The following is a 12369-nucleotide window of genomic DNA, read 5'->3' on the forward strand; positions in this document are numbered from 1 at the left end:
TATGCTTTAGTTTGTCGGAAAGTTGATTTTACATGGGCAAAGTAGCATTAGCGTTTACCCTTATTTTTTTGCTCCTCGGCATAGCAAGTTCCAGTGCCCAGATCCTAAGTGCAAGGATTTTGGATTCCACCACTTCAAAACCCGTTCCCTACGTAACCGTGCAATTGAAAAAGCGCGGAATGATTACCAATGAGGAGGGACGCTTTTCATTTCGTCTGGAGGAAAACATACAAGCTTCGGATTCCCTGTTTATTTCCTGCATAGGCTATGAATCCATTGGAAAGCCCATTTCGGAGTTTAAAGAGACCACCATTTACCTAAAGCCCAAGGCCATAGAACTGAAGGAGGTTATCGTTTCCAACAAAAACTATACCCCCCGGGAAATTTTGGATGAGGTGAAAAAAAACCTGGAAAAAAATTATCATCTGGAACTTACCAAGAAGCGATTGTTCCTTAGGGAATCCTATCACCAAAACATTGTAAAGGGTGATTATGTGCTAAAGAAATCAACCATTCCCGCATTCAATACCAACTTTTTGGATAGCGTAAAAAATACCTTCCCCAAAAACAACAGTTATTATACCGAAATGTTGGGCGACCTTTATGGAGGCAATAAGGCCAAGGAACAAAAGTTGGCCATTATAAAGGCATCCGAACTGTACGACAAAAGCAAGACCCTGGATGCGGAGACCTTGGAAAAGAAGTTCAATGCCATAGTAAAGGAAAACATAAAAACAGATTCCTATTTTAAAATTAAATCCGGTTTGTTCGGTACAAAAGTGGATGCCGATGAACTTTTTGAGACCGAGGTAGATTCCAGTGATGTGGAAGCGTTGAACGAACACTTAAAGAAAACCCAGGAAAATGAGCAAGAACGCAAAAAGTTCTTTGCCAATTATAAACGCCGCACTTTGGGCAATCTCTACAAAAACCTTCCCATTTTCAAAGATTCCGATTATAATGTGGTCTTTAAACCAAGACGCTATAGTCTTACTTTGGAAGAGTATACCTACCTAGGGGATGATGCCGTTTACGTATTGCGCTTTGAACCAGAGGGCTCCGAGGAATTTAAGGGTAGGCTTTATATCAACTCCGATGATTTTGCCATTATCCGTTTGGATTTTGAAAATGTGGATATCTTACGGAAATTTAATCTTTTGGGCGTTTCCTTCAACGAATATCTTGCCGAGGGCAGAATGATCTTTTCTAAAGGAAAGGACGGCAAATATCAATTGCGTTACTACGAAATAACCAAGGGAAACAATATAGGCTTTAAGAGACCTTTGAAAATAATAGAAAAAAATAAAAACGTTCGTGGCCGCCGAAAGCAAAATGAGCTTTCCCTAAAAATCGATGTCGCAGTCAGTGGCAAAAATCGGTATGAGCTGGTTGTTTTTGATGTAGACCCTATAAACGAGACCCAATATGAAAACCTTAAGGAAGACAATTCCATATTGCCTACCTATATGCCCAATTACAATCCGGAATTCTGGTCCGGGTATGATATTATAGAACCCAACACCGCCATAAAGGAATTTGTTTCCGAAGCTGAACTGGAGGAATAACAGGCCCTGTACCGAACAGACCCGTCCCTGCCTTTAACGCTTATCCCTCCATCTCATGAGGTATTCTTCGCAAAAGGTCAATTTTTGCCTCTGGAGATGTAACCTTTTGTATTTTTCCTGCTATATAGTATTGAACGTTACCTAAAGACTTTCTCTTTTGAAGGAGCAGACAGACGAGATAATCATGGGCATGGTAGCCCAAGGGGACCTGGACCTATTGAAGATTCTTTTTAAAAGACATCACCTTCACGTCTATAACTTTCTATACAAGATGTGTAGGGACAAGATGTTGAGCGAAGATGTTACACAGGAAGTCTTTTATAACATAATGCGGTATAGGGCATCCTATAAAAATGGAAAGTTTGTCTCATGGATGTTTACCATTGCGAGAAATTGTCTCAAAAAACACCTTAAAAAAAACGTGTTGCACCATGACGATTTGGATGATGTTTCCTATCGATTATTGGACAACGAAGTACCCAAGGAAGACTATACCCATTTGCAAAAAGCCTTGGATAAGCTGAACCCCTCCGATAAGGAACTGTTGGTCTTAAATCGGTTTCAAGAAATTAAGTATGCCGAATTGGCCCAAATAGTAGGCAGTACAGAAGGAGCCGTAAAGACAAAGGTGAGCCGGGCCCTAAAAAAATTGAAAACAATCTATTTTGAAAATTTATGACGATGGACAAAAAGCAGGTTATTGATTTACTTCCGGACTATCTAGATGGAGTTTTAGATCCCGTTCTGGAGCAAAAAGTGGAGGCTTATTTAAAGGAATGTCCCGAATGCAGAGAAGAATTGGAGCAACTGAAAACCCTTTTTGATGCCTTTGCAAACGAAGAAGTGGCGGTACCATCACATCGGGTGGAGGCCAGTTTTCTGGAACTTTTGGAGCAAGAAAAGCGGAAAGCCGAAAAGGTTGTCCCCCTAAACTCCAAGGAACCCTCTACAAGACCCGGTTGGGAGAACTTCTTAAAAGTGGCTGCCAGTATAGCGGCCCTGGTAGGTTCATTTCTACTGGGCCAATATCTGCAAGAACGTCAATCCCATATGGAAATAGCCGCCTTACAGGAAGAGGGCCTGGAATTGAGACAAACGGCCATGCTTTCCCTTATGGAGAACAAGTCGGCCAGTAGGCGCATTCAAGGGGTCAATTATATCGATGCGTTTGGAAATCCTGACGAGACTATCGTAAGAGCATTGACGGACAGGATGTTGCACGACGAAAACACCAATGTACGGATGGCTTCGGTGGAAGCATTGGAAAAATTTACGGCTTCGGAAATCGTAAAAAATGCATTTATCAAAGCATTAAAAGTAGAAAAGGATCCCGGAATACAAATTGCGATTATCCAAACCTTGGTCCGTATCCAGGAAAAGAAGGCGGTAACGCCCTTAAAAGAGTTAATGCAACAGGACGAAACCCAACCTTTTGTTAAGGAACAAATTGAATCACTATTACCAAGTATTATATAAACATCAAAAAACGAAGTATCATGAAATTACTTAAAATCACATTTTTACTAAGCTTTATTTGCACCGGAATATGGGCGCAAGAGGATTACACAAAATCCCTGAACGGGATAGAATGGGTAAAGGTCGAATCCAAAAATGACATTGTGGTAAAAACACATGACAGTGACCAACTTTTAATCAAGGGCGGACCATCCTATAAAATTCCCGAAAGGGCCAAGGGATTGCGCCTAGTGGGGGAAAGTGGTTCGGATAACACGGATGTTGGGTTTTATGTTATCCAAGAAGGAAATGATCTCCTGGTAAGAAACCTGAGAAAATCGGAACGCGCCGAAATCTATTTACCGGCAAAGCAAAACATCTCCGTAAGAACCAACTGGCAAGGTAGTATCAAAATTTCAGGGTTCCGAGGGGAGATAGAAGCAACCGCGGAATTGAACGGGAGCATTAGAATTGAGGACGTAAGCGGGCCTTTGACCGCAAATACCTTAAATGGCGAAGTGGCGGTGCAGTTCACAAAAGTGAGCCAAAATTCGCCGATAACCATCTATTCCACCAATGGGGTGTTGGATATTACCATGCCGGAAAATACACCGGCTGATTTTAATCTAGGTACGGTCAACGGATCCATTTATACCAACTTTGAAATTAGCCTACCGGACAAGGATGGCCTCAAGGCCATTGCCTCCAAAAAGGTGAAGGGATCGGTCAATAACGGAGGCGTGGATATTAAATTAAGCACTACTAACGGAAACATTTATCTCAGAAAGAAGTAATCAAAAAATAGAACAGTCATGAAAAAAATAACAATAGTATTGCTAGGCCTAATCAGCCTACAGCTCGGTGCACAGAAAATTATAGAAAAGAATATAGATTATAAAAATCAATACATAGACATGGATGTGAAATTTGCTTCTATGATAGAAGTAAAGTCGTGGGACAAATCTTCGGTCTATTTTAAAGCGGACATCCATACCGAGGACGAAAAATTCCAAGATCTTTACAATTTGGATGTAAGCGCAAGCGATACACGGATAGCCATTACTTCGGAAGCCGAACCTATGTTTAAGGCGTATCGTGAGGATTGTATCAAAAACAATCCCAATAGAAGAAAATACTGCTACAACACCGGGGATCTGTATGAATTCAATTATGTACTCTATGTCCCTAAAAATGCCCGGGTCAAAATCAGTAGTATTAACGGAAACCTGAAGTCAGAAGTGATTGAGGGCGATTTCACCGCGGACCTGATCAATGGGGACATTGAAATTGCTAACTATGCCGGAGACCTTGATCTAAGTACCATTAACGGGGAAATTGACCTTAAAATGATCGATGCCGATTTGGTTGCCGAGACCATCCATGGGGATATTTATGCTGATGAAAAGTTAAAGTTCAAATCTACCGACCGTCACGTAGGTCAGAAAATAATGGGCTGTACGGCCAGTGGCAGCAACAGTTTGCGCCTAAATACGATTAATGGGAATATGTATTTGAGGTTGTAATCCGCTAAACGAAACAAAGATTTGGCCCTTAAAACAGGTTTTTTACAAATGAATACAACAACAGGCCCCACCCAATAACCAACAATAATCCTCCCAAGGGAGTAATGGGACCCAAAAAACGCCACTTTCTCCCTTGGGAGGCACTCAATGTAAGCCCATAAATACTGAATGAAAAAAGAAAGGTGCCCCAAATAATACAATGGGCAATATAGCTTTCCAAAGCAGAGGTGAATCCAAAATTGAAGCCCAAAACAATCAAAAGAAGTGCGTGATACATCTGATACTTAACACCGGTTTCAAAGCTTTTTAGCTGTTCCTCCGTAAAGGATTTCTTGAGGGCATGCGCCCCAAAAGCCCCAAACACAACGGCCAACAGTCCGTAAAGGGATCCCATGACCTGAACTAGAAAAATTGTCTCCATAATCTGGACAAAGATAGCCAGACAATCGGATTACCCCATTATAAAAAGCCCGTAAGGAAATCATCCCAACAGGCTTTGTACGTAGTTATGAAATTATGCCCTTAAATTTGGCTCAACCCACCATCAACGGACAACTCTATACCATTTACATAACTGGCCTCTTCAGAAGCTAGAAACAAAACGGCATCGGCTATCTCCTTGGGGCTACCGAAACGTTTTAGGGGATTAGCCGCGGCAAAACCTTGCCCCATTTCACTGACCACTTCCTGGGGCATTCCCATTTTGTCATAAATTGGGGTGGCAATTGGTCCAGGAGCTATGGAATTAATACGGATTTGGCGTGGCGCGAGTTCGGTGGTAAGTACCCGGGCGTAAGCTCGTAGGGCACCTTTGGTAGCGCTATAGACCGCAGCACCTTCAAATCCCTTTTGATGCACGATAGAGGTATTGAAGATTATGCTCCCGCCGTCATTCAAATGAGGTATGGCATACTTGGTCAAAAAAGCGGGTCCCTTGATGTTGATATCGAATTGAGAATCAAAATGGTCTTCATCAATTTGATCCGCAGGGGTAAAGTAGGCTACCCCGGCGTTTGCAAAGAGCACATCGATTTTGCCATACGTATCAATGGCCTCCTGAATCAGCTTTTCATTATCCTGGGGTTTGGATTGATCGGCCAAAACTGCCTTAAAGTCCCCTTCAAGGCTTTGGGCCACCTCATCCAGGGCTTCTTGTCTTCGCCCTGAAAACACCACCTTTGCGCCTTCGTTCAAAAAGCCTTTAACGGCCTCTAAACCTATTCCGGAATTTCCACCGGAAATCACTACTACTTTGTTGTTGAATTTATTCATTTTAGTTAAAAATTTATTTTGAAACAATCGTTTCAAAAATGGTTAAAAAAATTTAAGTTATTACAGTAAGCGTATTATCTATTATCTGTTGAAGTACTTTTTTATCCTTGATTAATATTCCGGTCATTCGGAAACCTTGAAACGCATTGAATACAAAATAAGCATAACTTCTACAATCCTGTTTTTTGTTGATAATGCCTTGCTCCTGACCCTCCCGTATCAAGTTCTGAAAAGTGGACAGTGTTTGTTCCTGGGTATCCAAAAGCCACTCTTTAATGTCTCGGTCCTGATTGCCCATCTCCGCTTTACAGTTCATCACAAAACAGCCCTTGCCCTTATCATCGCCGACTATCTCTGGAAGGAAGCCTTCAAAAACAAGTCGTATGGCCTCTAGGGGGGTCTTGGCCTTAATAAGCGCTTTTTGAAAGATTCCACCCGTTTCCCTTTGATAACGGGACAGGGTAATGCGATAAAGTTCCGACTTTGAACCAAACGAATTGTATATACTGGAACGATTTAGGCCTGTGGCATCCACCAAATCCTGCATGGAAGTCCCATTATAGCCCTTCTCCCAAAAAACGTACATAGCGTTCTGCAGTACTTTTTCCTCGTTAAATTCGGTGATCCTTGGCATTTTTGTTTTATGAATACACAAATATATATTGTAACAATCGTTTCATAAAAGTATTTAACAAATTTTTAATCATTGCCATAACACAAGATTTGCGGACAGTAGTTTAACCCTACCGCGATTTCCTAAAGTATTACTGTGATTTCCTTATCGGAGCGAAGTTCAAATGCGCATTCGGCGAAGCTGGGAGGGCCAAAGGTTTTCATCTTGGCATTGGAAAAGCCAATCTTCTCCTTTGGGATACCCAACCAGTTGCGATCAAGTACATCATTACTATTCTCGTCATGAAAAATGGCCACGGCGTATTTCCCTGGCGGAAGACTCTCAATAGAAAGTTCCGTGGTGCCTTTCTGTGCCTTGGTACTATCAAATTTATAAACTCCCTCAAACTCAAGAAAGCCATTTTCACTGTCATAGATGGCCACACTTATCTTGCCATCCGATGTTTTTACCCCTTCTACGGAGATAGAGAGGCGATTTTGGGCCAGGCCAAAAATCGGTAATAGCACAAAGACCAAAAACCTTTTTTTCATTTACTTAAAAATTTTTATCCTCTCAATAGTTGGTTTAATAAAATTTTTCCGCTTAAATCAACCGCTTGCCATTAATATTTTCACAGTTGGCGGGCAGGTTTGCACAAAAAAATTAATTATTTCCATTAGTATGCAAAAAATAATTTTATTTATGCTCATTTCATTAGCCCAAAAATAGGAACTCCAAGGCTCATAAACTCACTTTTTGGATGAAAATTGTAGAGGTAGGCTGTCCTTTTTATTCTTTAGAAAATGGTACATTTTTTCATTTTCCAAAGAATCCCTTAAGTTCATAAAAAGCTTTAACGAATCCTTATACACCAGTTTTATCTTGGGGTTAGGAATATGGTCCACATATACGTACACCTTCTTGTCCGTAAGGGAATCCTTGAATTCCCTAAACATTCCTTTTTCCCTCTCCAGGGCCGAAAAACCGTTAAGGCGTTCCATTGGAGGAATTTTTTCCACCATCAATACACTGTCAAGCTCCGAAAATTTTATTTTGTTGTAATAAAATCCGGAGAGTATCTGAATGTCATTGGTATTGGTCCTGATCCAATTTTTATAATGTGCCGTAAGGGCAAGCACGCAGACAATCACGGTAATGACCACCACTACGTTCCAAAATCGATGTCGCCTTTTTATTCCCATACCGTTACTTGCGTTTCCTAAATTACAAACGATCCAAGTGAATAAAAATTTTCGAAAGGCTTAAATTACGCCTTATATGGAAACATCCCATCCTGTATATTCCATATCAGCTGAAATAAATACTGCCCAACAAAAGGGTATCCATATAGGCGTGCGCCAAAATTAGGACAATCATCCTGTTCTTATACCGTATATGAAAAGTTCCCAACACCAACCCCATAAAGCCCGTTTGTACCATTCCTGATACCCCCCAGCTGTAGTGGGCCAAACAAAAAACCAGTGCGCTAATCAGAATCGCATAGGTCCTCTGGAATTTTGTTCCTTCTAGCAACCATGAAATACGTTGAATTAAAAATCCACGATATACCAATTCCTCCCCAAAGGAAGACACAAGGTAAATTCCCAATAGGGAGACCATAAATGCCCATGGGTTTTCCTTTAGGTATTGATAACCCTCAACATCGGGTTGAGCGGGGGCTACAGTCAACACGGACATGACAATGGACCCCAGTACAAAACTTAAAAGGGTGATGACGAATAGGAACAAGGACCACAAAACCATTTTTAGGTATGTTTTTGAACTCCAGATCGGCAATACCAGTCCTAGGTCACCAAAATTTGCTCTCCTTAGCCATTGCCCGAAAAACACCAGGGCGATCATAAGTACATTGGCCAACCATACAACGCCCTGTTGCATAAATTGATTCCCTTTAAAAAAGGGTACAATCATCCGGATAATCAAAAAAACGATTCCAAAAATGAGTAAAATTTCTATCAAAGTTGCGGATTTATTGGACTTCAAATGCCTTCCCAATTTATCCCTTAGCGTATCCCAGAATTGATGGTCCATATCTTCTTACTTTTTAGGCTATGTCATAAAAGTAGAAGTGAAATTCCGGGGAATGGTTTTACTTCAGGAAGGCGAACCCTTTTTACAATTTATTTTATGGCTGAAGAAAGTCTAAATTCGGAAGGTGTCTGATTGGTCTTCTTTTTAAAGATCGTGTTGAAGGAAGATTTGGAGGAAAAACCCACGGAATACATCACCTCCTGTATGGTCATACTGTTTTGGGTGTCCCGAAGTAATTTTTTGGCCTCATCAATTCTGTACGAGTTTACAAAATCGAAAAAATGTTTTTTGAAAGATTGGTTAATAATCTGAGAAAGCTCCTTAGGCGGAAGATCCAAAATGCTGGCCAGATCATTTAAGGTAAGATCAGGATTTAGGTAGCGTTTTTCCGTTTCCATTTGGAAAAGCAAAGCTTCCCTGAACCTATTTTGTTTATCCACAGACAAGGTTGATCCGGAATACTTCTTTTTGTTTTGGGTTGAAAATGGATCACCGGAAAGTAATTCGGAGTGCTTTAAAGCTTTAAAAATTGCCCTGTTGATGAAGTAAAAAAGGAACACTATAAAGCCGAGCAATAAGCTATTTATGTAGGGTCTGTAGGAAGTATAGGGAACTATGGTCAGCAAAACGCCCAACACCCATAGTCCGATAAATGAGTTTATCATAAAATGCAGCCAATCCAAGTTAATCCTGGCTAGATTGGAATGGTAGTCTTTCATGGTTTCACTGTGTAGGGCCACAATACGTTTTGACAGCCACAAGTAGATTCCCCCATGTAGGTAGGCGACGACTACAAATACTATGGCTCCTTTTGGAAGGTTGGCCTTGCTTATAGTTTCCAGCGAATCGTTAAATGGTACCGCTACCGTTGTATATAAAATGAACAACCCTAACAAACATGCAACAAAAGGAATAAAGTGAGCCCATTTTTTAAGAAGTGTAAAATGTTCATCCAAACAAGACCGGGTATAGAAATAAATCAATGGTCCGAAAAGCAATAAAAAAGAATCATCCAGTAGTAAAATCAGCGGAAAAAAGAACCAAATATCCTGTATTTGCAATAGAATATCTGTGGTGTTAATGGCCAATATGAGGAAAAAAGTACCAAGTAAAAGATTACTTGTCCTTTTGCCCTTTTTGTTGGACAGTGAAAAAATAGCGATAAAAAATAGCTGAAACGCTACAAGCAACAAAAGTATCGCATTCAACTTCAGGTCCATGTTCAAAGTTATTGCCCAAACCTATTCCCGGTATTTCTGAAACCAGGCCAAGGTATGTGCTATCTTGGTGATCAAATTGCTCGGTCTATTGGCAATGCCATGGCTCGCATTCGGTATTTCCACCAATACTGTTGGAATTTTGCGCAGTTTTAGCGCATGGTACAACTGTTTGGCCTCACTGGGCGGTGTCCGCAAATCGTCCATTCCAACCAGTACCATGGTTGGCGTTTCTACGTTGCCCACCAATGAAATCGGGGAAAACTTCCAGTAGGTCTCAAAACTTTCCCAAGGTTGGCCCGGATAACGGCTATTGGCATAGCGAAAATAATTATCGGCTACCAAGGTCTTGCTGATCCAATTCATTACAGGTTTGGCCACTACGGCCGCCTCAAAGCGGTTGTTCTTGCCTATCATCCAGGCAGACATAATGCCCCCCGCGCTCCCTCCAGTAACAAAAAGCTGGTCTTCATGGGCAATTCCCTTTTGGATGCAATAATCTACTCCGTCCATTACATCATTATAATCCTCTCCCGGATAATTGCGGTATAGCAAATTGGCGAATTCTTCACCATAACCGGTACTCCCCCGAGGGTTTGGATAAAAAACAACGTACCCCGAAGCCGCATACAATTGCATTTCTGCCGAAAAACGGTCCCCGTAGTTCAGAATAGGGCCTCCGTGGTTTTCAACCAAGAAAGGGTACTTTTTGGAGGCGTCGTAATCCGGGGGGTATACCACCCATCCCTGGATGTCCCGTTGGTCAAAACTGGATGTATACCAGATTTCCTCTACCTTTCCTAAATTCCGGAAATCCAATAAGGCCTTATTCAGGGAAGTAATCCTTGTCGGGTTTTTTGCCTTGGATTTCAAAACCGCCAACTCGGAAGGGTATTCTGGCCGGGTTTGGGTATAGGCAATGGTTCCGTTCTGGGACACACTAAAAGATCCTCCGGCATAGGGCCTGCCAATTGAGGTGCCTCCCAGGTTATCCAAAAGTTTGCTCATCTTACCATTCAAGGCGACGTAAGCAATTTTAGTGTTTCCTTTATCGTCATAAGAACAATAAAGACCATTCCCCTTTTCATCCCACACCGGGTTGGAAACTGTCCTATCCAAATTTTGGGAAACCACCTTTGGATTACTTCCATCCCGATCCATGATATGGAGCCTACGCACTTGATAAGCCTGCCTTTTGTCCTCGACACTGATATAGGCTATTTTTGTACCATCCGGAGAAACAACAGGATGATAATCCGGACCATCCCTATCCGTCAATGCATCGATTTGACCATCGTAGACCCCCACGGAATAAATCTCGCTATTCCGAAAGTCGTATTCCCAGTCTTCCTTCCTATTCCCTGAAAAATAAATGTGTTGGCCATCCTTGGACCAGGAAAGGGCGCCTCTGTGATGGAAATCTCCAGAGGTCAATTGTCTTGGAGCACCGCCATCGGAGGGAATCACAAAAATATGATTGAATCCTGGCTCAATATAGCCCCGGCCGTCCGCTTCATGGTACAATCTATCTGTTATCCTTGGTTTTTCCGCCCATTTTGCGTCTTTGGGTTTTTCGGGCATTTTGGCCAAAACCGGCGGTTCTTTTGTTACGTTCCTGGAAAAGGCAAGCTGCCCACCATTAGGTGACCATGTTAAGGAACTTGGGCTGAAGGGAAGTTGGGTAAGTTTGGCAATTTTACCCGAAGCTATCCAATACACATAAATCTCCGATCCCTCTTCCGTACTGCTTACAAAGGCTAAACGATCTCCTTGGGGCGACCAGCGCGGATTGGATTCACCAACCTCCCTGGTGGTCAATTTTTGATGTGCCGAACCATCGTTCCTCACCATCCATAGATTGCCCAAAACCTTATCTTCCATAATGTCAAAATCCATTCTCCGATAGACTACCCACTCTCCATTGGGGGAAATCTGTGGGTCGGATACATATTGCAGGTCAAAAATATCAGTGTATGAGAAGTTTTGTTTTTGGGCCTTCAAGGATTGGAAGAGGGCCAGAAAGACAGCTAAAAAATAGAATTTGCGCATGAAAGAACAATTTGAATTCTATATGAAAATAGCAGAATGAGGTCAATTTCGCAAGCCATAGCAAGCTTTGTTAAGCATAGTAAAAAAAGAAAGCAATAACCCAACACTCCCTTAGTCCCTAAAGCTACTAAATGATGTCTTTAATGGACAAAGAGAATCTTAATTCTTTTCATACCTCCTCGGAAAATCGTATCTTTAGGAATCGTAGAAGATGACAAAACTTATTTCCATAACAATATCCTTGCTCATTCTTTTTCAGAGCTTTAACATCCATGTCAACGATTTGGTGGAATTGGACGAACTCATCGAGCACGCCCAATTTCATGCCGAGGCGTATGGCGATAGTTTTTGGGTCTTTCTTTCCAAGCATTATGGGGAACTCAAAACCGAACACAATCAAAAACATCAGGAAGAACAAAAGGACCATGAGGAGCTTCCCTTTCAACATCAATACTATTCCCTTTCACTTTCAGCCTTCGTTATCAACGACCCGCTGCCCTATACTTCCCAAGTGGAAATAATGTCCCATGATTCCGGCAACTTTCATTATGCCGATTCGTATTCTCCCCTACTTGGAGATGGACTTTTCCAACCCCCACGATACGCATAATCCTTACTGACAT

At 41.7% G+C, this 12369-nt stretch carries 14 protein-coding genes; 6 read left to right on the plus strand and 8 right to left on the minus strand.

All coding sequences use genetic code 11. The features are described from left to right. Nucleotides 1–32 precede the first annotated feature (32 nt). The 5 genes from Q0993_RS05020 (at nucleotide 33) to Q0993_RS05040 (ending at nucleotide 4543) form a co-directional block, all read left to right on the plus strand. Nucleotides 33–1565, plus strand: a complete 1533-nt coding sequence (locus Q0993_RS05020) for a carboxypeptidase-like regulatory domain-containing protein (RefSeq protein WP_299530263.1) — start codon at nucleotides 33–35, stop codon at nucleotides 1563–1565. Nucleotides 1566–1722: 157 nt separating this feature from the next. Beyond that, entirely contained in the window at nucleotides 1723–2244 is a 522-nt protein-coding gene (locus Q0993_RS05025; protein WP_299530265.1) for an RNA polymerase sigma factor, read from the plus strand. Nucleotides 2245–2246: 2 nt separating this feature from the next. Then, the gene (locus tag Q0993_RS05030; RefSeq protein WP_299530267.1) at nucleotides 2247–3041 is read left to right on the plus strand and encodes a HEAT repeat domain-containing protein; all 795 of its coding nucleotides are present in this window, start codon (nucleotides 2247–2249) and stop codon (nucleotides 3039–3041) included. Between the two features lie 20 nt (nucleotides 3042–3061). Beyond that, the gene (locus Q0993_RS05035) at nucleotides 3062–3814 is read left to right on the plus strand and encodes a DUF4097 family beta strand repeat-containing protein (protein WP_299530269.1); all 753 of its coding nucleotides are present in this window, start codon (nucleotides 3062–3064) and stop codon (nucleotides 3812–3814) included. Between the two features lie 18 nt (nucleotides 3815–3832). Beyond that, the gene (locus Q0993_RS05040; protein WP_299530271.1) at nucleotides 3833–4543 is read left to right on the plus strand and encodes a hypothetical protein; all 711 of its coding nucleotides are present in this window, start codon (nucleotides 3833–3835) and stop codon (nucleotides 4541–4543) included. A 28-nt stretch (nucleotides 4544–4571) separates the two neighbouring features. On the opposite strand, the gene Q0993_RS05045 is transcribed toward Q0993_RS05040, so the two are convergent. The 8 genes from Q0993_RS05045 to Q0993_RS05080 form a co-directional block, all read right to left on the minus strand. Continuing rightward, entirely contained in the window at nucleotides 4572–4964 is a 393-nt protein-coding gene (locus Q0993_RS05045) for a DUF423 domain-containing protein (protein ID WP_299530273.1), read from the minus strand. 101 nt (nucleotides 4965–5065) lie between these two features. Further along, nucleotides 5066–5815 carry an SDR family oxidoreductase gene (locus tag Q0993_RS05050; protein ID WP_299530275.1) on the minus strand — a complete coding sequence of 250 codons (750 nt, stop codon included), beginning with the start codon at nucleotides 5813–5815 and terminating at the stop codon, nucleotides 5066–5068. A 52-nt stretch (nucleotides 5816–5867) separates the two neighbouring features. Continuing rightward, nucleotides 5868–6449, minus strand: coding sequence for a TetR/AcrR family transcriptional regulator (locus tag Q0993_RS05055; protein ID WP_299530277.1), 582 nt, complete (start codon nucleotides 6447–6449; stop codon nucleotides 5868–5870). A gap of 122 nt (nucleotides 6450–6571) precedes the next feature. Then, entirely contained in the window at nucleotides 6572–6979 is a 408-nt protein-coding gene (locus tag Q0993_RS05060) for a DUF2141 domain-containing protein (RefSeq protein ID WP_299530279.1), read from the minus strand. Between the two features lie 198 nt (nucleotides 6980–7177). Continuing rightward, nucleotides 7178–7630 (minus strand): hypothetical protein, encoded by a 453-nt coding sequence (locus Q0993_RS05065; protein WP_299530281.1) that lies wholly within the window; start codon nucleotides 7628–7630, stop codon nucleotides 7178–7180. A gap of 106 nt (nucleotides 7631–7736) precedes the next feature. Then, complete coding sequence (locus tag Q0993_RS05070; RefSeq protein WP_299530283.1) at nucleotides 7737–8480, minus strand: CPBP family glutamic-type intramembrane protease; 744 nt, start codon at nucleotides 8478–8480, stop codon at nucleotides 7737–7739. 89 nt (nucleotides 8481–8569) lie between these two features. After that, nucleotides 8570–9700 (minus strand): AraC family transcriptional regulator, encoded by a 1131-nt coding sequence (locus Q0993_RS05075; protein WP_299530285.1) that lies wholly within the window; start codon nucleotides 9698–9700, stop codon nucleotides 8570–8572. A 21-nt stretch (nucleotides 9701–9721) separates the two neighbouring features. After that, on the minus strand, nucleotides 9722–11746 hold the full coding sequence (locus Q0993_RS05080) for a S9 family peptidase (RefSeq protein WP_299530287.1): 2025 nt from the start codon (nucleotides 11744–11746) through the stop codon (nucleotides 9722–9724). A gap of 211 nt (nucleotides 11747–11957) precedes the next feature. On the opposite strand from Q0993_RS05080, the gene Q0993_RS05085 reads away from it, so the two are divergent. Further along, nucleotides 11958–12356, plus strand: coding sequence for a hypothetical protein (locus Q0993_RS05085; RefSeq protein ID WP_299530289.1), 399 nt, complete (start codon nucleotides 11958–11960; stop codon nucleotides 12354–12356). Nucleotides 12357–12369: the final 13 nt, after the last annotated feature.

The organism is Ulvibacterium sp., assembly GCF_028285715.1.
Lineage (GTDB): Bacteria > Bacteroidota > Bacteroidia > Flavobacteriales > Flavobacteriaceae > Ulvibacterium.

What these genes read in the sequence shown, in the direction of transcription:
- Q0993_RS05020 (WP_299530263.1), top strand. Translation starts at nt 33, where the DNA reads ATGGGCAAAGTAGCATTAGCGTTTACCCTTATTTTTTTGCTCCTCGGC.
- Q0993_RS05030 (WP_299530267.1), top strand. Translation starts at nt 2,247, where the DNA reads ATGGACAAAAAGCAGGTTATTGATTTACTTCCGGACTATCTAGATGGA.
- Q0993_RS05035 (WP_299530269.1), top strand. Translation starts at nt 3,062, where the DNA reads ATGAAATTACTTAAAATCACATTTTTACTAAGCTTTATTTGCACCGGA.
- Q0993_RS05040 (WP_299530271.1), top strand. Translation starts at nt 3,833, where the DNA reads ATGAAAAAAATAACAATAGTATTGCTAGGCCTAATCAGCCTACAGCTC.
- Q0993_RS05045 (WP_299530273.1), bottom strand. Translation starts at nt 4,964, where the DNA reads ATGGAGACAATTTTTCTAGTTCAGGTCATGGGATCCCTTTACGGACTG.
- Q0993_RS05050 (WP_299530275.1), bottom strand. Translation starts at nt 5,815, where the DNA reads ATGAATAAATTCAACAACAAAGTAGTAGTGATTTCCGGTGGAAATTCC.
- Q0993_RS05055 (WP_299530277.1), bottom strand. Translation starts at nt 6,449, where the DNA reads ATGCCAAGGATCACCGAATTTAACGAGGAAAAAGTACTGCAGAACGCT.
- Q0993_RS05060 (WP_299530279.1), bottom strand. Translation starts at nt 6,979, where the DNA reads ATGAAAAAAAGGTTTTTGGTCTTTGTGCTATTACCGATTTTTGGCCTG.
- Q0993_RS05065 (WP_299530281.1), bottom strand. Translation starts at nt 7,630, where the DNA reads ATGGGAATAAAAAGGCGACATCGATTTTGGAACGTAGTGGTGGTCATT.
- Q0993_RS05070 (WP_299530283.1), bottom strand. Translation starts at nt 8,480, where the DNA reads ATGGACCATCAATTCTGGGATACGCTAAGGGATAAATTGGGAAGGCAT.
- Q0993_RS05075 (WP_299530285.1), bottom strand. Translation starts at nt 9,700, where the DNA reads ATGGACCTGAAGTTGAATGCGATACTTTTGTTGCTTGTAGCGTTTCAG.
- Q0993_RS05080 (WP_299530287.1), bottom strand. Translation starts at nt 11,746, where the DNA reads ATGCGCAAATTCTATTTTTTAGCTGTCTTTCTGGCCCTCTTCCAATCC.
- Q0993_RS05085 (WP_299530289.1), top strand. Translation starts at nt 11,958, where the DNA reads ATGACAAAACTTATTTCCATAACAATATCCTTGCTCATTCTTTTTCAG.